18 protein-coding genes are annotated in these 20,728 nt (G+C 67.5%); 11 read left to right on the top strand and 7 right to left on the bottom strand.

Features of this window, described 5'->3' with window-relative positions:
* Nucleotides 1-9: 9 nt before the first annotated feature.
* The gene (locus tag AC1DEL_RS01000) at nucleotides 10-918 is read left to right on the top strand and encodes a LysR substrate-binding domain-containing protein (RefSeq protein ID WP_477125095.1); all 909 of its coding nucleotides are present in this window, start codon (nucleotides 10-12) and stop codon (nucleotides 916-918) included.
* A 30-nt stretch (nucleotides 919-948) separates the two neighbouring features.
* On the opposite strand, the gene AC1DEL_RS00995 is transcribed toward AC1DEL_RS01000, so the two are convergent.
* Genes AC1DEL_RS00995 through AC1DEL_RS00980 form a run of 4 tightly spaced genes read right to left on the bottom strand, consistent with a single transcriptional unit; the run spans nucleotide 949 to nucleotide 5,617 of the window.
* Complete coding sequence (locus AC1DEL_RS00995; RefSeq protein ID WP_441644922.1) at nucleotides 949-1,824, bottom strand: YkgJ family cysteine cluster protein; 876 nt, start codon at nucleotides 1,822-1,824, stop codon at nucleotides 949-951.
* Nucleotides 1,818-2,600, bottom strand: a complete 783-nt coding sequence (locus tag AC1DEL_RS00990; RefSeq protein WP_092293961.1) for a MetQ/NlpA family ABC transporter substrate-binding protein — start codon at nucleotides 2,598-2,600, stop codon at nucleotides 1,818-1,820. Before AC1DEL_RS00990 ends, AC1DEL_RS00995 begins: the two co-directional genes overlap by 7 nt.
* Entirely contained in the window at nucleotides 2,593-3,618 is a 1,026-nt protein-coding gene (locus AC1DEL_RS00985; protein WP_441591246.1) for a formylglycine-generating enzyme family protein, read from the bottom strand. The genes AC1DEL_RS00990 and AC1DEL_RS00985 overlap by 8 nt, the downstream gene beginning before the upstream one ends.
* A 13-nt stretch (nucleotides 3,619-3,631) precedes the next feature.
* Complete coding sequence (locus AC1DEL_RS00980; RefSeq protein WP_477107405.1) at nucleotides 3,632-5,617, bottom strand: arylsulfatase; 1,986 nt, start codon at nucleotides 5,615-5,617, stop codon at nucleotides 3,632-3,634.
* A gap of 362 nt (nucleotides 5,618-5,979) precedes the next feature.
* Between AC1DEL_RS00980 and AC1DEL_RS00975 the strand changes: the two genes are divergently transcribed.
* The 4 genes from AC1DEL_RS00975 to AC1DEL_RS00960 all read left to right on the top strand — a co-directional run bounded on the left by AC1DEL_RS00975 (nucleotide 5,980) and on the right by AC1DEL_RS00960 (nucleotide 10,995).
* Nucleotides 5,980-6,882, top strand: coding sequence for an amidohydrolase family protein (locus AC1DEL_RS00975; RefSeq protein WP_092293967.1), 903 nt, complete (start codon nucleotides 5,980-5,982; stop codon nucleotides 6,880-6,882).
* A gap of 20 nt (nucleotides 6,883-6,902) precedes the next feature.
* Complete coding sequence (locus AC1DEL_RS00970) at nucleotides 6,903-7,817, top strand: amidohydrolase family protein (RefSeq protein WP_092293969.1); 915 nt, start codon at nucleotides 6,903-6,905, stop codon at nucleotides 7,815-7,817.
* Nucleotides 7,818-7,946: 129 nt separating this feature from the next.
* Complete coding sequence (locus AC1DEL_RS00965; RefSeq protein ID WP_477125096.1) at nucleotides 7,947-9,368, top strand: UbiD family decarboxylase; 1,422 nt, start codon at nucleotides 7,947-7,949, stop codon at nucleotides 9,366-9,368.
* A 235-nt stretch (nucleotides 9,369-9,603) separates the two neighbouring features.
* Complete coding sequence (locus tag AC1DEL_RS00960) at nucleotides 9,604-10,995, top strand: nucleobase:cation symporter-2 family protein (RefSeq protein ID WP_092293972.1); 1,392 nt, start codon at nucleotides 9,604-9,606, stop codon at nucleotides 10,993-10,995.
* A 15-nt stretch (nucleotides 10,996-11,010) separates the two neighbouring features.
* Here the strand turns inward: AC1DEL_RS00960 and AC1DEL_RS00955 are convergent, their stop codons facing one another.
* Nucleotides 11,011-11,928, bottom strand: a complete 918-nt coding sequence (locus AC1DEL_RS00955; protein ID WP_092293974.1) for a LysR family transcriptional regulator — start codon at nucleotides 11,926-11,928, stop codon at nucleotides 11,011-11,013.
* A gap of 144 nt (nucleotides 11,929-12,072) precedes the next feature.
* Here AC1DEL_RS00955 and AC1DEL_RS00950 point away from each other — a divergent pair, with 144 nt between their 5' ends.
* The 6 genes from AC1DEL_RS00950 (at nucleotide 12,073) to AC1DEL_RS00925 (ending at nucleotide 18,968) form a co-directional block, all read left to right on the top strand.
* Nucleotides 12,073-12,942, top strand: a complete 870-nt coding sequence (locus AC1DEL_RS00950; protein WP_477107402.1) for an FAD binding domain-containing protein — start codon at nucleotides 12,073-12,075, stop codon at nucleotides 12,940-12,942.
* Entirely contained in the window at nucleotides 12,942-13,433 is a 492-nt protein-coding gene (locus AC1DEL_RS00945) for a (2Fe-2S)-binding protein (RefSeq protein WP_092293978.1), read from the top strand. The genes AC1DEL_RS00950 and AC1DEL_RS00945 overlap by 1 nt, the downstream gene beginning before the upstream one ends.
* The gene (locus AC1DEL_RS00940; RefSeq protein WP_477105177.1) at nucleotides 13,430-15,712 is read left to right on the top strand and encodes a xanthine dehydrogenase family protein molybdopterin-binding subunit; all 2,283 of its coding nucleotides are present in this window, start codon (nucleotides 13,430-13,432) and stop codon (nucleotides 15,710-15,712) included. The genes AC1DEL_RS00945 and AC1DEL_RS00940 overlap by 4 nt, the downstream gene beginning before the upstream one ends.
* A complete protein-coding gene (locus tag AC1DEL_RS00935; RefSeq protein WP_092293982.1) occupies nucleotides 15,709-16,335 on the top strand; it encodes a UbiX family flavin prenyltransferase in 627 nt (208 codons plus the stop codon). The genes AC1DEL_RS00940 and AC1DEL_RS00935 overlap by 4 nt, the downstream gene beginning before the upstream one ends.
* Nucleotides 16,332-17,411 (top strand): CobW family GTP-binding protein, encoded by a 1,080-nt coding sequence (locus AC1DEL_RS00930; protein ID WP_477125097.1) that lies wholly within the window; start codon nucleotides 16,332-16,334, stop codon nucleotides 17,409-17,411. Before AC1DEL_RS00935 ends, AC1DEL_RS00930 begins: the two co-directional genes overlap by 4 nt.
* A gap of 312 nt (nucleotides 17,412-17,723) precedes the next feature.
* The gene (locus tag AC1DEL_RS00925; protein WP_143093878.1) at nucleotides 17,724-18,968 is read left to right on the top strand and encodes a glucosidase family protein; all 1,245 of its coding nucleotides are present in this window, start codon (nucleotides 17,724-17,726) and stop codon (nucleotides 18,966-18,968) included.
* 73 nt (nucleotides 18,969-19,041) lie between these two features.
* On the opposite strand, the gene AC1DEL_RS00920 is transcribed toward AC1DEL_RS00925, so the two are convergent.
* On the bottom strand, nucleotides 19,042-19,842 hold the full coding sequence (locus tag AC1DEL_RS00920; RefSeq protein WP_092293988.1) for a hypothetical protein: 801 nt from the start codon (nucleotides 19,840-19,842) through the stop codon (nucleotides 19,042-19,044).
* A gap of 2 nt (nucleotides 19,843-19,844) precedes the next feature.
* Complete coding sequence (locus tag AC1DEL_RS00915) at nucleotides 19,845-20,684, bottom strand: YaiO family outer membrane beta-barrel protein (RefSeq protein WP_092293990.1); 840 nt, start codon at nucleotides 20,682-20,684, stop codon at nucleotides 19,845-19,847.
* Between the last annotated feature and the right edge of the window lie 44 nt (nucleotides 20,685-20,728).

Genomic DNA, 20,728 nt, shown 5'->3' with positions numbered 1-20,728 from the left:
CCGCCCGCCATGAGAAAGGACATCCCCAACCTGAACGCGCTGCTCGCGTTCGAGGCCGCCGCCCGGCTGGGCAGCTTCACCCGTGCCGCCGACGAACTCGCGCTCACCCAGAGCGCCGTCGGCCGGCAGGTGGCGCTGCTCGAGCAGCGGCTCGGCGTGGCGCTGTTCACCCGGGTGCGGCGCCGGCTGGAGTTGACCGAAACCGGGCGAGAGTACGCGGCGCGCGTGCGGCGCCATCTGGACCATATCGAACGGGACACCCAGGAGATCAGCGCCGGCCGCACCCAGGGCTACACGCTGGAGTTGGCCGTGGTGCCGACCTTCGCCACGCAATGGCTGATTCCCCGCCTGCCGGATTTCGCCCGGCTGCACCCCGAGATCACGGTCAACCTGAGCGCCCGCTCCCAGCCCTTCTCGTTCCAGGATTGCGCCTACGACGCGGCGATCTACTTCGGCGACCAGTTCTGGCCGGGCACGCGCGGCGGGGTGATTTTCCGGGAAGGCGGCATGGTGCCGGTGTGCAGCCCCGCCTTTCGGGCGGTCCATGCGCTGGCCGATGCCGAGGGCTTCGCCCACTGCCGCCATCTGCACCTGAGCACGCGCCCGCAGGCGTGGCGCGACTGGTACGCGGTGCAGGGCTGGGACTACAGCGTTGCGGCGGCGCGCGGGCCGCGCTATGAGCTGTTTACGATGATGACGGCCGCCGCGGCGGCCGGGCTGGGCATCGGGCTGGCGCCGCGCCTGCTGATCGAGCGCGAACTGGAGACCGGCCAGCTGGTGATTCCGGTGGAACGGGTGCTCGACGTGAGCCAGGGCTACTACTTCGCCTATCCGGAGGACGGCCCCCACGCGCCCGCGCTGGATGCCTTCCGCGACTGGGTGCTGGGCCTCTCGCCGGACGCGGCGCGCGAGCCCTGAACCGTCCTGACCGCCCGGACCCGGCTGCGGCTAACCCAGCCGGCTGGCCAGCGCTGCCAGTGCGGTGTCGAAGCCGCGCAGCAGGGCCGTGGTCGGCTTGTCGGCAGGCTGGCGCCGGGCAAGGGCCCGGGCCACGCTGGCGGCGATGCCGGCGCGCTGGGCCCCTATATATATTAGGCAGCGCGCCCGGGCATCCGCCCCATTGGCGGCCAGCACGGCCAGTACGGGGGCCAGCGACAGCGTGCGCTGGCCGTCCGGCGGGATCGCGGCGAGGTCGCCGCGCGGACCCAGCAATTCCGGCAGCAACAGGCGAAACACCGCGTCGCCCCAGTCGCGCTTGTCATCGGCCTCGGCGTCGCGGCGGCGGGCCAGCGCGGCGCGATAGCCGGCATCCACCACCTCACGCGCCTGCACCAGCGGGCGGGACGCCCCCACAGTGATGCAATCAGCACCCAAATACTGCGCGCCACCGGGCTGCTTGGCGGCCAGTGCCACCTGTTGCAGGCCGTCGGGCACCCAGGCGTCGAGCGGGACCATCGCGCAGGTGGCGGGCCGGTCGGCGTGGATCGCGCAGCGGTTGTCGTCGGCCAGCGCCGGGCAGCGGCCAGCCGAGGGATAGTCGATGGCCTGCGTCATCAGGACCAGATATTCCCCGCCGGGCAGCGCATGGCCCTGCCGGCGGGCGATGGCGTGGAACTGCGCGACGTCTTCCTCCCCCACCTCCACCACCCGTCCCGCCACGGCATGGCGCGTGCCGGCCACCGGCGGGCGGATGCGCCGCAGCGCCAGCGCGCCGATAAAGCGGTCGGCATGGCGGAACAGCTCCGGCAGGCTCATCAGCGGCGGCGAGTTGCAACATTTGCCGCAGGCCGTGCAGTCAAACGACAGCGTGGCGCCCTCTACCATGGCCGGCGCACGGAATCGTTGAATCGGGCCAGGATGAAGGTCTTGACAGCCGGGGCGTGGAGCGCGGCCACCGTGGCCCCGGCCCACCCCGCCCCACAGTCCGCAGCGCGCACGGCCAGCACATTGGCCCAGGGCACGCGGGCGTCTTCCATGCCGATGGCGTCGCGCGCCGGGGCGAGGTTGGCGCTGGCCGCCGTCGCATAGGGCATGGCCACCAGCGCGCTCGTGCGCAGCGCGCCGGGCAGCCGCGCGGCCGGCAGCGTGTGCCAGCGCAGCTTGCGCGGGTTATCGACGATGTCTTTCGGGCGCGGCGTGAGCCCCGCCGCCGAATCGAGCCGCACCAGCCCATAGCGTTGCAGCAGCAGCAAGGCCCGCCCCTGCCCGGCGCGGTCCGCCGGCAGCGCCACCACGCCGCCCACCGGCACCTCGCGCAGCGCGGCGAGTTGCTGCGCGTACAGGCCCATCGGATAAGTCACCGTGTAGCCGGCGGCGCAGACCTGCGGGTTGGCGGCCACCACCTGGGCGTCCTGCGCCACGGAGCCGTCGATCTGGCCGGCGGCCAGCGCGGCGGCGGCCTTGCCGGCATCGGCAAACGCCACGGCTTCGAGCCGCACGCCTTGAGCGAGGCCGGCGGGCGCCGCTGCCTCGATCAGCGCGCGGTCGGTGTCCGTCGCCACGCCAAGGCGCACCACGCGCGGGGCATCGTCCGCCCGGGCGGTGACGGCGATCATCGCCAGCAATATGGAGAGGGCGAATCGCCCCAAGCGGTCAGCCATCGCGCAGCACCGTACGGAACCCGATGTGCGAGGTCGGCAGGTCACGCTCGGCGGGTTCCCGGGCCGAGGCGCGGTAGCGGACGCAGAAATCCGGCGCGCACAGGAACGAGCCGCCCTTGATCACGGCGGTGCGGGCGTCGCGCCGCTGGCGCGAGGTGGCCGCCGCCACCGCCGCCGTGTCGCCGTTGGCGTGCGACTGGCGCGGGCCGGTGTACGGGTCGGCGGTCCATTCCCAGGCATTGGCGATCATGTCGTGCAGCCCCCACGCGTTGGCCGCGTAGCAGCCGACCGGCGCCAGCCCGTCGAAACCATCCTGCGAGGTGTTGAGCACCGGGAACACGCCTTGCCAGTAGTTGGCGGTGGGCGTGCCGTCCGGGGTCTTCGGCGCGGTTTCCAGGCCGGCGCCGTCCTGCCCGGCCTTGGCGGCGAACTCCCATTCGTCCTCGGTGGGCAGGTCGCGGCCGAGCCATTGCGCGTAGGCGCGCGCATCGGCCTGCGTGACCAGCGTCACCGGCTGGTTGTCCTTGCCGGCGACGTCGGTGGCCGGCCCGCCCGGATGCCGCCAGTCCGCGCCGCGCACCATCGACCACCACGCGTACGGGCGCTGCTGGAGTTCGGCATCGCTCGGCTTGTGGAAGATCACGGCCTCGCCGGCACGCTCGGCGTCCGTGACGTAGCCGGTGGCCTGCACGAAGGCGGCGAACTGGGCGTTGGTGACTTCGGTGCGATCGATCCAGTAGGCGCCCACGCGCGCCGTGCCGGCGGGGCGCTCGTCCGGGTAGCCGAGCGTGGTGCCGGGTACGAAGCTGCCGCCGCGCACGTGGACCATGCCGGCGGTGCGCTCCCGGCGCCAGCCGTCCGGCAGGCCGGCGTATGTCTGGCACTGGCGCGCGCTGCCGAGCGGCGAGGCGGTAGTCCCGGTGATGGCCGGCACCGCGCGCACGCCGACCGTGACGGCCAGCCCCGCAGCGAAGGCCAAGCCGGCGACCGCCGCCAGCGGCCGGGATGCAATACGCATGGTCGCCGCCGCCTCAGTAGATCATGCCCGGCACCTTCGGCAATACCGCGCCGACCGCCTTCGCATAATCGTTCCACTTGGCCTTGAGGTCCGCCAGCACGTCCGGACGCTGGGCGGCGAGGTCGTTGGTCTCGCCACGGTCCGCGCGGATGTCGTAGAGCGTCCACTCGCCATGGGCCGGGCCGAACGGCGGCTCGATCCACGTGGCCTTCCAGTTGTCGCTATAGACATAGGTGCGGCCGTACAGCTCCTCGGCGAAGGTGGTACGTGCCGGTGCCGTGGCCTTGCCCTGCAGCGTGGCCACCAGCGACAGCCCGCTGATCGGGTAGACATTGCGCCCGTCGTACACGACCTTGCCGGCGTTGCGGTTCACGCCCTTGGCGTCGTACAGCGGCGCGGCCGGCGTGCTGGGCGCGGCGATGCCGGCGAGCTCAAGGAAGGTGGGCGCCAGGTCCACCACGTGGGTGAAGGCGTTGAGTTGCGGCGACTGCGCCGCAGGCACCGCGCCCGGCAGCTTGACGATGGTCGGCACCGAATGCCCGCCCTCGGCCGGGAACGACTTCCAGAGCCGGAACGGCGTGGCGCTGACTTCCGCCCAGCGCTGGCCGTAGTCGAGATTGCTGCTGCCCGTGTAGGCGGTGGTGCCCAGCGTCGGGTAGACCGCCGCCGCCGCGTTCTTGGCGTCGTAGTTCTGGTCGTAGTTGCCGCTGAACTCGTAGTAGCTGGCTTCCGGGCCGTTGTCGGACTGGAACACGATCAGCGTGTTCTCGTACTCGCCGATGTCCTTGAGGTGGGCCACCAGCCGGCCGACGTTGTCGTCGAGGTTTTCGACCATCGCCGCGAAGATCTCCATGTAGCGGGCCTGGGCGCGCTTCTCGTCGGCGGTGAGGCTATCCCACTTCTTGTTGGCGTTCATCACGCGGGTGTCCACCCCGCCCTGCGCCGCGCTGTTCGTCGACGTCACGTAGTTGGCCTGCGCCGTGCCCCAGTTGGCGGTGCGCGGGGTGACGGCCACCGTCTCGTCCCGGCCCGGGTTCGGCGTGAAGTCCGCCGGAATCAGCCCGAGCGCCTTCTGGCGCGCCAGCCGCGCCGCACGGATCGGCTCGTAGCCAGCATCGTAGACGCCCTTGTACCGGTCGATATAGGCCGCCGGGGCCTGCAGCGGCGAGTGCGGCGCCTGGTAGGTCAGGTAGGCGAAGAACGGCTTGCCGTCCGCGTTCTTGCCGGTGCTGGAATCGATGTACTTGATGATCGTGGACGTGTAGAAGTCCGAAGAGAAGAAGTTGGTGGTGTTCGGCGTGACGTAGTGGTCGTCCTCCACATAGGCCGTGCTGCCGTTGCGGCCGTAGTGGTCGCCGCCGCCGCCCAGCAGCGCGTAGCTCTTCTCGAAGCCCCACGAGACCGGCGTCTGCCCCGGCGAGCTGGCGCCCACCGCCGCGCCCTGGTTGGTGGCGTTGGGCAGACCGCTGCCCAGGTGCCACTTGCCGGCCATATAGGTGTGGTAGCCGCCGTCCTTGAGCAGCTGGGCGATGGAGAGCGCGCGGTCGTTCAGGTAGCCCTCGTAGCCGGGCACCGGCTTGCCGTTTTCGTCGATGTAGTTGACATCGCTGGTGGCCATGGTGCCCTCGCCCACCAGGTGGTGGTCGGTGCCGGAGATGATCATCGAGCGCGTGACCGCGCAGACCGCCGCCGTGTGGTGGTTGGCCAGGATGCGGCCCTGCTTCACCAGCGCGTCGAGGTTGGGCGTGCGGATCTCGCTGCCGAAGGCGCCGAGGTCCGAATAGCCGAGGTCATCGGCCATGATGAAAATGATGTTCGGCTTCTTCTGGACCGTGGGCGGCGGCGTGGTGGCCACCGGGGTCTGGGCGGCGCTGTCGCCGTCGCTGCCGCAGCCAGCCGCCAGGGTGGCCAGGGCCAGCGCGGCCAGGCAGGCGGCCGATCGGCGGAACTGCGGGAACCGGCTGACGGGGGTTCGGGGAGCTGCTGTTCTTGTTGTCATGCGCGTCGCTCGTTTTTGACGGGAAGGAGCGCCATCCTAAGAAAGCGTTCCCCGCGCCCGAACGAATTGTTTCGCATAAGCTTCATCGGCCCGGCCGATATATGGATCTGCGTTCCAGATCAATGCCGCCGCGGCGCCGGCTATCCTGTATAACGAACGCGTGGGTATAAGCGGTCGATTGGACACCAGCGGCGCAACGCCGCCCCGTTCAACTGGAGATTGCTCACTGACGGAGTCGTTCGTCAGTGGCGCCATGCATCCAGCCGCACCCGCCCCTGACACGACTCCCGCAAGCGGCATGACCAGCGTCCCCGAACGCCGGCATGCACGTCTTCCACCTGAGTCATCGTTAGGGGATCTCAATGATCATCGACACCAGTTGCTATCCGACGAACCTGGTCGACCTGGCCTGGCGGCATGACGGCGACCCGTTCACGGGCGAACGCCTGATCCGCATGATGGACGGTCCGTTCACCATCAACGGCAAGCCGCGCCGCATCGACAAGGCCTTCATCCAGCCTCCCCAGGGCAACACCATCTACACGTACACCGACGGCGAGCGCAGCGGCGCGGAGTCCATCGACATGTACATGGGCTACACGCGCGAGATGGTGGAGAAGTACCCGGAGCGCTTCATCGGCTGCTACGTCTACAACCCGCGCTGCGGCGTGGAGAACGGCGTGAACGCGATGGAGCACTACGTGAAGCGGCTCGGCTTCAAGATGGTCCAGTTCCAGGCCAACATGCACGCCTACCGGCCCGACCGCGCGCTGGACTGGCTGCGCCCGGCGCTGCAGAAGTGCGCCGAGCTGGGCGTGCTGGTCAAGCTGCACACCGGCGACGGCCCGTACAGCATTCCCACCGAGTGGGTGCCGATGATGAAGGAGTTCCCGACCGTGAACTTCATCATGGCCCACTTTGGCGTGCAGACCGGCGGGGTGTACTGCTTCGAGCCGTTCCAGATGGCCATGGACATGCCGAACGTGTATTGCGAGTCCGGCTGGTGCCTGCAGTCGCGCATCGTCGAGTTCGCCAAGGTGCTGCCGAAGCACAAGATCCTTTTCGGCTCCGATACCCCGCCCAACGAGCCCGGCATGTGGCTGCGCCTGCTGGAGGTGCTCTGCTTCGAGCCGCCGCAGGGCCTGAACCTGGACGAGGACACGCTCGAGGACTACCTCGGCAACAACGTCGCCCGCATGATCGGCCTGGAACCCACGCCCGTGCCGCGCACGCTCGAGGAAGCCCGCGCCCGCCTGGCCGCCTGATTCCGCACCCGGAGCCACACATGATTATCGATACCCACCTGCACCCGACCAACCTCGTCGACGAAGCCTGGCGCCACACCGGCGAGCCCTTCACCGGCGAGCGCCTGCTCAAGATGATGGACGGCCCCTACATGATCAACGGCAAGCCGCGCCGCATCGACATGGGCTTTATCCAGCCGCCGCCGGGCAACACCGGCTACCGCGACGGCAACCGCCGCGGCCGCGAAGGCATCCGCGACTACATGGCCTACGTGGCCAGCCTGTGCCAGAAGTACCCGGACCGCTTCATCGGCAACTTCACCTTCAACCCGCGCTGGGGCCCGGAGGAAGGCGCGCAGGAGCTGGAGTTCCACATCAAGGAATACGGCTTCAAGATGCTGAAGCTGCACGCCAACATGCACGGCTACCGGCCGGACCGCGCGCTGGACTGGCTGCGCCCGGCGATGAAGGTCTGCGCCAAGTACAACATCGTGGTGCTGATCCATACCGGCGATGGCCCGTACACGATTCCGACGATGTTCTACCCGGTGATCCGCGAGTTCCCCATGGTCAATTTCATCATCGGGCACTTCGGCATCCAGACCGGCGGCAACTACTCGTTCGAGGCGTTCTGGATGGCGATGGACACGCCGAACGTGTATTGCGAGTCCGGCTGGTGCTTCCAGTCGCGCATTGTCGAGTTCGCCCGGCAGCTGCCGCGCAACAAGATCGTGTTCGGCACGGATACGCCGCCCAACGAGCCCGGCATGTGGCTGCGCGAGCTGGAAATGCTGTGCGGGCCCGCCCCGCAGGGCATGGACCTGGACGAGGACGGGCTGGAGGGCTACATGGGCAACAACATCGCCCGGCTGGTCGGCATCGAGCCGACCGCGCCGCCCAAGACCCAGGAGGAAGCACAGGCGCGGCTCAAGGACACTTACGCCAGCACGCGCTGACGTCGCCCTGACCCTCGCTCGATCCTGACATCCGTCTGGTCACGCGCGGGCCGCCCTCCCCGGCCCCGCCCGCGCGCGGCAACGGACTCCCGATGGTTGTACCAGCCTGTACCCAAGCGGAGCCATGCCATGACTGCCTCAACGACATCATCCTCGCCATCTTCGGCGGGGTTCGATGACACATCCCAAGACTTCCACACCTTCCTGGCCGCGTACCGCGCGGCGTATCCCGACGACGTCCTGACCGTGCGCGAGTCTGTGGCCGCCGACCAGGACCCGACCGCGCTGGTCTGGGCACTGGCCGCGCAGAACCGCCATCCGGCCATCGTGTTCGAGAACGTGGCGGGCCTCGCCACGCCGCTGGTCACCAACCTGTTCGCCTCGCGCGAGCGCGTGGGGCGCATGCTCGGCGGGGTCACGCCGGCCGGCATCCATGCCGAGTACCAGGCGCGCAGCCGCCGCATGCAGCCGCCGCGCGTGCTGCCGAGCGGCGCGGTGACGGACATCGTGCAGGAGCAGGTCGATCTGTCGACGATTCCCGCGATCCGGCACTTCGCCACGGACCGGGGTCCGTACATCACCAATGCCATCCTGATTGCCGAAGACCCCGATACCGGCATCGGCAACGCCAGCTATCACCGGTCGATGCTGCACTCGCCCACGGAGATCGCCACCAGCCTGCATTCGCGCGGGCACCTGTGGCGCATGCTCCAGCGCGCCACGGAGGCTGGCAGGCCGCTGCCGGTGGCGATGGTGGTCGGCGCCCATCCGCTGTTCATGCTGGCCGGTGCGGCGCGCCTGCCCTATGGCGTGGACGAGCGCCACGTGGCCGGCGGGCTGTTCGGTGCGCCGCTTGAGGTGGTACGGACGCCGCGTTATGGCATCGCCGTGCCCGCGCATGCCGAGATCGTGCTGGAGGGGGTGATCGACCCGTCGGCGCGCGTCGAGGAAGGGCCGTTCGGCGAGTTCACCGGCTATTCGTCCGATCGCTCCACCAATAACCTGCTGCGCGTGGAGACGGTGATGCGCCGCCGCGATGCCTGGCTGGTCGATGTGGTCGGCGGCAATTCGGCCGAGCACCTGAACCTCGGACGCATTCCGCGCGAGTCGGAGATGGTGGAGAAGCTGCGCGAGCGCTTTCCCGGTGTCACGGCGGTGCACTACCCGAGTTCCGGCACGCACTTCCACGCCTACGTGGCGCTGCGCCAGTCGCGCCCCGGCGAGGCGCGGCAGGTCATGCTCGGCCTGCTCGGCTGGGACCCGTACCTGAAGACCGTGGTCGCCGTGGACGAGGATGTGGACATCACGCGCGACGAGGAGGTGCTGTGGGCCATCGCCACGCACCTGCAGCCGCATCTGGATGTAGTGGTGGTGGACGGCCTGCCCGGCAGCGCGCTCGACCCCTCGGCGTCCGGCGTGGGCACCACCTCGCGCATGGGGCTGGACGCCACGCGCGGCCCGGCCTTCGACGGCATCCGTGCCCGCATCGACCCCGCCGCCATGGCTCGCGCCACGGCACTGCTGGCGCGGCTCGATACGGGAAAACACTGACCCGCCGCCGTACCCCCCACCAGCCCCTAGATAGCGCGCCGTAGGGGCAGATTGATCGGCTTTGCCGATCGATTCATCCGTGGCGCCTGTTTACCCACTGACCGGTGGCTGGCATGCTGCCCCGATAACGACAACGCAGGTGGCGGAAGACGTGGCACAGACCACGGGGGGCGGCTACAGCGACTCCCTTCCGACCCATCATGCGGCGACCGGCCTGGAAGACCAAGGAGACAGCATGACCCCCCACCACGCCCCCCACGGGAAACCGCCCGTGCATCCGGTCGATGAAGTCCTGCCCCCGCTGCGCCTGGCCGCGCTCGGGCTGCAACACGTGCTCGTGATGTACGCGGGCGCCATTGCCGTGCCGCTGATCATCGGCGGCGCGCTGAAGCTGCCCAAGGACCAGATTGCCTTCCTGATTGCCGCCGACCTGTTCTGCTGCGGGCTGGTGACGATGATCCAGAGCATCGGCATCTGGAAGATCGGCATCCGCCTGCCGGTGATGATGGGCGTCACTTTCACCGCCATCGCGCCGATCATCGCCACCGGCTCCAACCCCGCGCTCGGGCTGCCTGCCGTGTTCGGCGCGGTGATGGTGGCGGGCGTGTTCACCTACGTGGCGGCGCCCTACGTCAGCCGGCTGATCCGCTGGTTCCCGCCCGTGGTCACCGGCACCGTGGTGCTTATCATCGGCATCTCGCTGATGCGGGTGGGCATCAACTGGGCAGCGGGCGGCAACCCGACGATTGCCAGCCCGACCGGCCCGGTGCCGAATCCGGCCTACGGCCTGCCCGCCAACCTCGGCATCGCGGCGGCGGTGCTGCTGACCGTACTGGTCATGATCGCCTTCTTCAAGGGCTTCCTGTGCAATATCGCGGTGCTGATTGGCATCACGGTGGGCTTTGTCATCGCGCTGTCGATGGGCAAGGTCAGCTTCGCGGGCGTGCACACGGCGCACTGGGTGGAGCTGATCACGCCGTTCCACTTCGGCTGGCCGACTTTCGACGCCATGACCTCGGTCACGCTGTGCGTGGTGATGGTGGTGATCATGATCGAGGGCGTGGGGCAGTTCCTGGCGCTCGGGGAGATCGTGGAGCGGCCCGTCACGCCGGACGACCTGGCACGGGGGCTGCGCGCCGATGGCGTGGGCGCGCTGGTCGGGGCGGTGTTCAACACCTTCACCTATACCTCCTACGCCCAGAACGTGGGGCTGGTGCAGGTGACCGGCGTGCGTAGCCGCTGGGTGTGCGCCACGGCGGGCGGCATGCTGATCGTGCTGGGCTGCCTGCCGAAGCTGGCGTTCTTCGCGGCGTCGATCCCGCAGTACGTGCTGGGCGGGGCGGCGCTGGTGATGTTCGGCATGGTGGCGGCCACCGGCGTGCGCATCCTCGGCCATGTGGATTTTGTCGAGAACAAGAAGAACGCCTATATCGTGGCGGTCAGCATCGCCATGGGGATGATCCCGCTGGTGGCGGACAAGTTCTTCGTGCAGCTGCCGGAACTGGTGGCCAAGTTCTGCCAGAACGGCATCCTGCTCGGCACGCTCTGCGCGGTGCTGCTGAACCTGCTGTTCAACGCCCGGGGGATTGCCGGGGCGCCGGAGATGATGGCGAAGAAGATCGCCTGATCGGACTTACGCGCCCTACTCGCCCAGTTCCTTCTTGTGCTTCATCAGCAGGTCGCGGAAGGACTGGGCGGGCGGCGAAAGCGAGCGGTCCGCATGCACCAGCAGGGAGATGTCACGGTGGATGGCCGGGTCGCGCGGCGCCACCGTGACCAGCCCCAGCGCTGACGTCAGGCGCGTCACCGCCGTGCTCATCACGGCGATGCCGAGCCCCGCATCGACCATGCCGACCATCGTCAGCGGCAGGAAGACTTCGTGCACGCGGGACAGCGTGATCCCGCGCGCCGCCAGTGCCGCATCGAGGCAATCGCGGATCGGGTTGCCTCGGTGCGGGCCGATCACCGGGAGCTTCGCCACATCCTCCCAGGTCAGTTCCCGGCGCCGCGCCAGCGGGTGATGCGGCGGCATGACGATCACGAAGGCATCCGACGAGAGACGGTGCGCGGTGAGGTCCGGCTGGCCCTCCGGAATCGTGCCGATACCGAAATCGACCTCGCCCGAGCTGACCATGCGCGGCACCTCGTGCTCGGACACATCGTGCAACTCCACCTTCACGCCCGGATGCCCAACGCAGAACTCGCGGATAAAGCGCGGCAGCATCAGCGCCGCCTGGATCGACGACGCCGCAATCGACACCCGCCCCCGGCCCAGCGAGCGCAGTTCGTTGGAGTTTTCCAGCACGCTGTCGATGTCAGCCACGGCCTTCTTGACCATCGGCAGCAATTCGGCGCCGGCCTGGGTGATCTGCATGAGCCGCGTGTGGCGGTCGAACAGCTTGAGGCCGAGGTTGCCTTCCAGTTCGTGGATCAGGGCGCTGACTGACGACTGCGAGAGGTTGAGCTTCTCCGCCGCGCGCGTGAAATGCAGTTCCTCGGCAACGGCGATAAAGGCGCGCAGTTGCCGCAGCGAAACGTTCATGTTGCTGAGGTTGGCCATGTCTCCCCCGTGCTTTCTGTTGAAGCGTGGTGTGGTGGTCGATTCAGAGCGTAACACGATCAATAAATCCGGTTATGGGCATTTACCGATGATCGTGCGCCAACCATCATGGTTTCACCGACACGCCGCCCCACAGGAGCCACGATGAGAGCGTTTGAATATCTCGAACCTGCCACGCTTGCCGAAGCGTCCGCGCTGCTGCACCGCTGCGGCGGGCGCGCCAGCGTGCTGGCGGGCGGCACCGACCTGCTCGTGCAGATCAAGGAGTCGCACCGCCAGCCCGCGCAGGTCATCAACATCAAGAAGATCCCGGGGATGGACGTGCTGACGTTCGATGCCGTGGAGGGCCTGCGCATCGGTGCGCTGGTCACCACGCGGGAGGTCGAGACCTCGGACATCGCCCGGCGCCACTACGCCAGCCTGGCCCGCGCCGTGACCGACTTCGCCTCGATCCAGGTGCGCAACCGCGCCACGGTGGTGGGCAATGTCTGCCGCGCGTCGCCATCGGCCGACACGCTCGCGCCGCTGATTGCCGACCGTGCGCAGGTGCACCTCTACGGCCTGTCCGGCTCGCGCTCGATGCCGGTGGAATCCTTTGTCACCGGCGCCGGCAAGACCGCGCTGGCCGCCGACGAACTGGTCTCGCGCCTGACCGTGCCGGCGCCCCGGCCCCACACCGGCAAGGCCTACCTCAAGCATGGTCGGCGCGTGCAGATGGAGCTGGCCACGGTGGGCGTGGCGGTGTCGATCACGGTGGAGCGCGGGCAGTGCCTCGACGTCGGTATCGTGCTGGCGGCGGTGGGCCCCACGCCGATCCGCGCCGTCCACGCCGAAGCCATGCTGCGCGACCGCCCCGTCTCGGCCGGGCTGGTCCTCCAGGCCGCGCACGCGGCCATGGAAGACGCCCGCCCGATCAGCGACGTGCGCGCCAGCGCCGATTACCGCCGCGAGATGGTGGGCGTACTGACGCGCCGTGCCATCGAACTGGCCCTTCAGGAAACGGAGACCCACTGATGCGCCAACTCATCGCACTCACCATCAACGGCGAGCCCCGCGAACTCGCGGTGGAGCCRCACAGCACGCTGCTCGACGCCCTGCGTTATGACGCCGGTCTCACCGGCACCAAGAAGGGCTGCGACGTGGGCGAATGCGGCTCCTGCACGGTCCTGATGGACGGCAAGCCGACCAACGCCTGCCTGGTGCTGGCGCCCGAGGCGCACGGCTGCACGCTGGTCACGATCGAGGGCATCCAGCCCGACCCCGACACCGTGCACCCGGTGCAGGACCAGTTCATGCGCTGCGGCGCGGCCCAGTGCGGCTTTTGCACGCCGGGCTTCGTGGTCATGGCCAAGGCGCTGCTGGAGGAGAACCCCCAGCCCACGCGCGAGGAAATCCGCTTCGCCATCGCCGGCAACATCTGCCGCTGCACCGGCTACACCAAGATCATCGAGGCCATCGAACAGACGGCCGAGGCCCTGCGCCACGCACCGGAGGCCACGCGATGACCCACGCCGTGATCGGACACAGCGTCAAGCGCACGGACCTGCTCGACAAGGTCACCGGCAACGCGAAGTACGTCGCCGATATGCCGCTCGCCGGCCTGCTCCACGCCAAGATGAAGCGCAGCAACATCGCCCATGCGCGCATCCGCCGCATCGACGCCTCGGCCGCGCTGGCGCTGCCCGGCGTGAAGGCCGTGCTGACGCACGAGAACGTGCCGCGCGTGCTGCATGCCGGCTCGCCGCACCCGCGCTCGGCCTCGGTCACCTGCGACCAGTACATCCTCGACGACAAGGTGCGCTACTGGGGCGAAGGCGTGGCCGTCGTGGCCGCCATCAGCGAGGAGATTGCTGCGCGCGCCGTCGAGCTGATCGAGGTCGAGTACGAGCCGCTGCCCGCCGTGTTCACCGTGGACGATGCCGCCGCGCCCGGCGCACCGCTGATCCACGACCGCGAGCCTGGCGGCAACCTCGTGCTGCCGCCGGTGCGGATCGAGCGTGGCGATGTGGACAAGGGTTTCGCCGCGGCCGACTTCATCCTCGAAGGCGTCTACGAGGGCGGCCGCCCCACCCCGGCCTACATGGAACCGAACGTGCTGACTTGCAAATGGGACGGCAACGGCAACCTGACCGTGTGGATCTCCACGCAGACCGCCTTCATGGTGCGCGGGATCATGGCCGAGGTGCTGGGCCTGCCGCTGCACAAGGTGCGCGTGCTGGTGGATCACATGGGCGGCGGCTTCGGCGCCAAGCAGGACCTGTTCCAGAGCGAGTTCCTGTGCGCGCTGCTGGCCCGCGAGACGCGCCGCCCGGTGCGCATGGAATACACACGCGAGGAGACCTTCCTCGGCGGCCGGACGCGCCACCCGGCGCGGGTCTGGCTGCGCCAGGGCTTCCGCAACGACGGCACGATCACCGCGCGCGAGGCCAAGGTGGTGTTCAACTCGGGCGCCTATGGCTCGCACGGGCCCGGCGTGACCAACGTCGGCACCGCGGCGATGGTCTCGCTCTACCGCTGCGAGAACGTGCGACTGGAGGGGCGCTGCGTCTACACCAACAGCCCCATCGCCGGCGCGTTCCGGGGCTACGGCGTGGTGCAGACCTACTACGCGCTCGATATCCAGATGGATGAGGCCGCCGCCCACCTCGGCCTGGACCCTGCGGAACTGAAGCTGCGCAACGCGGTGCGCGAGGGCGATATCGCACCGTCCAACCATCCGCTGATCGGCCACGGGCTGGAAGCCTGCATCCGCAAGGGCATCGAGGCCACCGGCTGGGCGCAGCGGCGCGCGGAGACGCGCCAGCAGCAGGGCGTGATCCGACGCGGCTGGGGCGTGGGCTGCGAGATGCACGGCAGCAGCGCCTACCCCGGCATCAAGGAGCAGGGCAACGCCATCATCAAGATGAACGAGGATGGCACCGTGGTGCTGCTGACCGGCGCCGCCGGGCTCGGCACCGGCGCGCACACTGCGCTGGCGCAGATCGTGGCGGAGGAGTTGTGCATCCCCTTCGATTGCGTGAGCGTGGTCCATGGCGATACGGACGTGGTGCCGTGGGACATCGGCGCATTCGCCAGCCACACCACCTATATGGTCGGGCGCGCGGCGCAGATGGCCGCTGGCGAGATCAAGACGCAGTTGTTGGCCCGTGCTGCCGCACAGATGGAGACCACGCCGGAGCAGCTCGACATCGCCAACGGCGTGATTGCCGTACGCGACCGCCCCGGCCCCACGCTGACCGTGCGCGAGGCGGTCATGCCGCGCAAGGGCCTGCCCGCTGCGCAGTTCGTCGGCACCGCTACCTATCACCCGACGAAGTCGTACTCGTTCGCCGCGCATTTCGTGGAAGTGGAGGTCGATACCGAGACCGGCTTCATCACCGTGGCGCAGGTGGTGCCCGTTCACGACATCGGCAAGGTCATCCACCCAGTGGCGGCGGCGGGCCAGATCGAGGGCGGCATCCAGCAGGGCATCGGCCATACGCTGTACGAGGACTACCAGATCGACATGCAGACCGGGCGCTCGCTCAATGCCAACTTCGTGGACTACAAGATGCCGCTGGCGATGGACATGCCGCCGATCCACACGATCCTGCTGGAAGCCGCGCCGGACCCGGGCGGGCCGTTCGGTGCCAAGGGAGTGGGCGAGGACCCGATCGTCGCCATCGGCCCGGCCATCGCCAACGCGGTGTACGACGCCATCGGGGTACGCTTCCGCCACTATCCGATCCGGCCCGAGCAGGTGCTGCAAGCCCTGGCTGCCAAAGCTGGGGAGGCCCGGCCATGAGCGCCCCGCGCCGGCTCGTCGTGGCCATCACCGGGGCCAGCGGCGCGGCCTACGGCGTGCGGCTGCTCCAGGCGCTTGGCACGGCGGAGGGCTGGGAGACGCATCTGGTCTGCTCGCCGTCCGGGCTGCTGACGATCCATCACGAACTCGGCATGCAGCGGCCCGAGGTGGAGCGGCTGGCGGATGTGGTGCACAACGTGCGCGATATCGGCGCGACCGTGGCGAGCGGCTCATTCCGCTGCGACGGCATGGTGGTGGCGCCCTGCTCGATGCGCACGCTGGCCGCCATCGCCACCGGTGTGGCGGACAACCTCGTCACCCGCGCGGCGGACGTGATGCTCAAGGAGCGCCGCCGGCTGGTGCTGCTGGCGCGCGAGACGCCGCTGCACCTCGTCCACCTGCGCAACATGACCACGGTGACCGAGATGGGCGCCATCGTCATGCCGCCCGTGCCGGCGTTCTACGCCCATCCGCAGAGCGTGGACGACATCGTCGGCCATACCGTGGGCCGTGTGCTGGATCTGTTCGGCGTGGAGCACGCGGGGCTGGTCTCGCGCTGGCGCGGCATGCGCGCCACGCTCGCCGCCGTGCATTCCGACTTTCCCACCCAGGAGACATCATGACCTTCCCGCAAGCCACGCCCGTGCCCGTGACCATCCTTACCGGCTTTCTCGGCGCCGGCAAGACCACGCTGCTCAACCACATCCTCACGCAGAAGCACGGCCACCGCATCGCGGTGATCGAGAACGAGTTCGGGGAGGTGGATGTCGATTCGGACCTGGTGATGACCTCCGACGAGGAGATCTACCAGATGACCAACGGCTGCATCTGCTGCGTGGTGGACGTGCGGACCGACCTCGTGCGGATTCTCCAGAAGCTGCTGGCCCAGCCGGAGCGCTTCGACCATATCCTCGTGGAAACCAGCGGGCTGGCCGACCCCACGCCGGTGGCGGCAACCTTCTTCATGGACAACGACGTGGCGAAGCAGGTGACGCTCGACGGCATCCTGACGCTGGTGGACGCGGTGCACATCGAGTCGCACCTGGATGACCCACAGCTGTCCGGCTTCGACAACCAGGCGGTCGACCAGATCGTGGCGGCGGACCGCCTCATCCTGAACAAGTCCGATCTGGTTAGCGCCGAGCAGCTCGACGCGCTGGCGGCGCGACTCCATCACCTGAACGAGGGCGCACAGATCCTGCGCTCGAACCACGCCCAGGTGGATCTGTCGCGCATCCTCGGCATCGGCGGCTTCACGCCCGGCGTGGCCACGCTGCCGGCGGACGACCTGCACGCGGGGCACGACCATGACCACGATCACGATCATGTGTGCGACGAGACCTGCGAGCACGGCCACGCTGACGACGACGCCCACGCCCATCGCCATGATCCGTCGGTGACGTCCGTCTCGCTGCTGTTCGAAACCCCGTTCGACCGCCAGCGCCTGGAACACGCGCTCAAGGCCCTGCTGGCCGCGCAGGGCGACGATGTCTTCCGCATGAAGGGCATCGTCGCCGTGCAGGACGACGACCGCCGCCACGTGCTGCAAGCCGTGCACCGGCTGATGGACTTCCATCCGGCCGACCCGTGGGACGCGCGCCCACGCGAGAGCAAGTTCGTCTTCATCGGCCGCAACCTCGACCGCGCACGGCTCCAGACGCTGCTGCGCGTCTGTCAGCCCGCGCAGCTGGCGGCCTGATTGGTAGTTTGATATCGCTCTGGGACCCGTCTGCCGGACAGTCGGGTGTTTGCCGGTGCAGCGCGGCTTACGCCGCCTGCACCGTTTTTTTGGGGGCATCAGGCGCCATCGCCCTGCGGTAATATCCTGCGCTGCCTTTTCAGCCTGGCGACGAGCAATGCACGCGTGGTAAGCGTCGCTTTGCGCGCTCGATCCAAGGTGTTTTCTTAGGCAAGTGATCAACCATTCTCCTGTGCTGTTTAGCGCAGGGTGACCTCGACTGCCCCCGCGCTTTTCTCCGCTTGTAACAGTTGGCAACAGCGAAGCGCTCCCTTGGCGTTTGACGCCTTGGGGCAGCGTCCCTATGCACGCACACCCATCGTGCGCTCGGCGAACCCCGATTTACATCAATCAAGCAATCCAAGTATGGAAGTGAAATCTCTACACCCTTTGCATGACCTTCCCGCCAAGGGAACGGTTCTGTTGACCGCTCTTGTGCTGACCGTAGCCGGTTGTGGCGGCGATGGTGACCCTGCAGAATCGACTGCCGCGGCCCCCACCCGTCAGGTCGCGCAGGTGAATTCGGGCTTCGATATCCTCGCCAATCTGGATGCCTTGAAAATTACCACGGGCCCCTTTGCCGGCGCCTATCAGGTTGGCGTTGGCAGCAACTGGCTCAATTGGTATTTTGCGAATATCGGCCTGTTCGCCTTCATCAAGGACCGTCCCAATGAAGTTCGGACTTACATGGACTTGTATATCCGGAACGTCAGCCCTGCGAACTACACCATCAACGACGTCAAGTTTGGTGGCGATCTGAATTCCCCGATCCAGTGTCCCGCCGACTCCAACGATTCGTATGCGTCGACATTCCTGTCGCTGGCATCCGAGTACATGAGAGTCACTGGCGACATCGAATGGTTTCGGCGCAACCTGCCAGCTCTCAAGTCCATCGCGTATGCGAATCTGGCTGCCCCGCAAAAGCCGAACGGCCTGATCTCGGTCTTCCGGCAAGACTACGCGCCGCCGACCCATCCGACCTATTGCGCCAGCTTTACGCCGTCAAGCATCGCCTACACGGAAGACAATACGGAAAATTATCGGGGGCTGGTCGATTTTTCCAACGCACTCAAAGCGCTGGGCGATGCGGATGCAAGTTACTACAACCGGGTTGCCGCATCGGTTGCCGCGGGAATTCAGGGCCGATCCGATGGCTCGATCTTTTATGTCGCGGATGCCGAGAACACGCCCAATCCAAATTTCTATCCCGGTACGGTCACGCAGGTGTTTCCGCAGCTCTATGAAGTCCCCTTGTCCGCCGATGCGGTGTCCACACAGCGCCGATATGACAATGGCTACGCCTACCTGAGTGCGCACGCGCCGACCTGGTCCACCCAGATCGATCCGAGCGCAGGCTATCCGTGGATGCTCTTGGGCTACGTCGCGGCGAAACGAGGCGACACGGCGCGCGCGCAGCAGCAGATGGCACTGCTGCGAGCCAATAGCGGAAAGGCGATCATCAACGAGATTGGCTTCTACAAGCGCATTCTCGATGCGGGCGTCAAAGAGACCGGCTAACTTCCTGCGCCGTCGAGGGCCGACGCAGCGCTAAAGGGGCGGGCTGATGCCCGCTTCCACAACGCACTACGCGCTACCGTTCGACCCTCTCCCAACTCATCGCCCACCCATACAACGCAATACATCCGAACACCAGCATCGTGGGACCGAACACAAACGACAGCAGCGGCATCAACAACAATGAACAGGACACCATCAGGTAAACGTGCAACGTCAGCTGCATCGGCACCGCGATGATAATGAACACCAGCGTGAGCAACGTCAGGAATATCTTCTTCGGCCAGGAGAAGTCGAAGATGTAATAGACAAGCGCATGTCCCCATGGCAACAGGAACAGCAAGCTGGCGCAGGTCTTCAGGCCGTTGTCCACATAGCGGCTGGCCGTATACGGAAAGCTATGCGGCGCCACCGCGAAGAACAGGAGCGCCGTGCCCTGGATGAACACCGCGAACAGCAGGAAGTATCGCAACGGCAGATACAGGTCCCGTATCCGAAAGGCCATCAGGCAGACCGCGAGCGTCGCGATCAGCGTCATGCCCCATGTCACCGTGTCCGGCGCCGGTGCAACGACAGTGGTGTAAGGCAGGTTGAAGTCGAACCATGCCACCCGGGTCAACTGTTCGAGGACGACACCATCGATGCCGAGCTTGTCGATCCAGAAGCGCAGCACGCCCGCCCACAGCCAGCTGATATCGTCGCGCAGCATCCACTCGGCCAGGTTGAATCCCGCCGGTACGAGCATGATTCCCGCGATGGTGGGAAGGGATAACGTCAGGTGGTCCAGAGAGCGATGCCTGGCCAGGCACAGGGTGGTCAGGCCAAGCGCGTCGCTCTGGTCGCGGGTGGCGGCAGTATGTCCGTGAGGGTGCGTCATGGCTAGAACTCCGCGAAGACCCCGATTTCCGCCTGCTTGCGCGTATAGGACGGGTTGTCGTAGTAGATGGCGCGCAGGTTGATGCCATAGCGCTTGGTGATCCATTTACGCCAGGTCAGCGAGACCTCATGGCTCTTGAAGTCGCTCAGCAGGGCCTGCTCGCCGGTCAGTTGGTAGGCTTCGCTGCCGCCGTCGTACTTCAATGTGATGAACTGATCCTTGTCGCGGCCGTAGGCAATGGCGACAATGCCGCGATTGGAGCGGACATTGCCCGGGTCGCTGCGGTTCAGCCGTGCGCCCAACTGGAGGATCCAGGGCGCGTCGAAGTAATAGGTCAGGCCAAGCAGCAGGGTCTTGTCGGTATAGACATCCTTGGCGCGGTAGTAGGTAAAGCCAACGCTCGCCACCAGGTTCTTCTTCTCGAGCAGTTTGCGGAACAGCAACCCATCGGCCCGGAACTCGGGCAGGAAGAAGCCGCCCGCGCTGGTGCCGGCGCTGATGAAGCCATACCAGTTCTCGTCGAAGGTGCGCGTGTAGCCCAGGCCGAAGAACGTGCCCTGATCGCCAAAATGGCTCTGGTGGCTGATTTCGCCAGTGACGTAGTCCTTCGGGGTGAAATTGACCCCGCCTCGCACGTACTGGTCGTTCCAGTTGGCATTGTCGCCGGAGAGGTTGGCGTGGCCGAGGCCGCCTTCGATGAAACCGGTGAGCAGCGGCGCGAATGTTCTTGGCGGCGTGGCTTCCGCCTGGGCGCGGACATCGGTGGCGGCGAGCAGTGCCAGCATGCCCAGCAGGGGCAAGGCACGGGTGCCGTTGGTTCTGGTATCGGAGTGCTTTGCCATGCGTATCCTCTCGATCGTGAATCGATGTCGCACGGAAGGCCCTG

Source organism: Cupriavidus sp. 10L43_2 (genome assembly GCF_056395265.1).
The sequence above is the reverse complement of the archived record's forward strand: the minus strand, read 5'-3'. Positions and strand labels throughout refer to the sequence as shown.

Coding starts and splice junctions, on each gene's coding strand:
- AC1DEL_RS00980 (WP_477107405.1), bottom strand. CDS start 5,617: ATGACAACAAGAACAGCAGCTCCCCGAACCCCCGTCAGCCGGTTCCCG.
- AC1DEL_RS00960 (WP_092293972.1), top strand. CDS start 9,604: ATGACCCCCCACCACGCCCCCCACGGGAAACCGCCCGTGCATCCGGTC.
- AC1DEL_RS00940 (WP_477105177.1), top strand. CDS start 13,430: ATGACCCACGCCGTGATCGGACACAGCGTCAAGCGCACGGACCTGCTC.
- AC1DEL_RS00950 (WP_477107402.1), top strand. CDS start 12,073: ATGAGAGCGTTTGAATATCTCGAACCTGCCACGCTTGCCGAAGCGTCC.
- AC1DEL_RS00955 (WP_092293974.1), bottom strand. CDS start 11,928: ATGGCCAACCTCAGCAACATGAACGTTTCGCTGCGGCAACTGCGCGCC.
- AC1DEL_RS00970 (WP_092293969.1), top strand. CDS start 6,903: ATGATTATCGATACCCACCTGCACCCGACCAACCTCGTCGACGAAGCC.
- AC1DEL_RS00935 (WP_092293982.1), top strand. CDS start 15,709: ATGAGCGCCCCGCGCCGGCTCGTCGTGGCCATCACCGGGGCCAGCGGC.
- AC1DEL_RS00930 (WP_477125097.1), top strand. CDS start 16,332: ATGACCTTCCCGCAAGCCACGCCCGTGCCCGTGACCATCCTTACCGGC.
- AC1DEL_RS01000 (WP_477125095.1), top strand. CDS start 10: ATGAGAAAGGACATCCCCAACCTGAACGCGCTGCTCGCGTTCGAGGCC.
- AC1DEL_RS00990 (WP_092293961.1), bottom strand. CDS start 2,600: ATGGCTGACCGCTTGGGGCGATTCGCCCTCTCCATATTGCTGGCGATG.
- AC1DEL_RS00965 (WP_477125096.1), top strand. CDS start 7,947: ATGACTGCCTCAACGACATCATCCTCGCCATCTTCGGCGGGGTTCGAT.
- AC1DEL_RS00995 (WP_441644922.1), bottom strand. CDS start 1,824: ATGGTAGAGGGCGCCACGCTGTCGTTTGACTGCACGGCCTGCGGCAAA.
- AC1DEL_RS00975 (WP_092293967.1), top strand. CDS start 5,980: ATGATCATCGACACCAGTTGCTATCCGACGAACCTGGTCGACCTGGCC.
- AC1DEL_RS00915 (WP_092293990.1), bottom strand. CDS start 20,684: ATGGCAAAGCACTCCGATACCAGAACCAACGGCACCCGTGCCTTGCCC.
- AC1DEL_RS00920 (WP_092293988.1), bottom strand. CDS start 19,842: ATGACGCACCCTCACGGACATACTGCCGCCACCCGCGACCAGAGCGAC.
- AC1DEL_RS00985 (WP_441591246.1), bottom strand. CDS start 3,618: ATGCGTATTGCATCCCGGCCGCTGGCGGCGGTCGCCGGCTTGGCCTTC.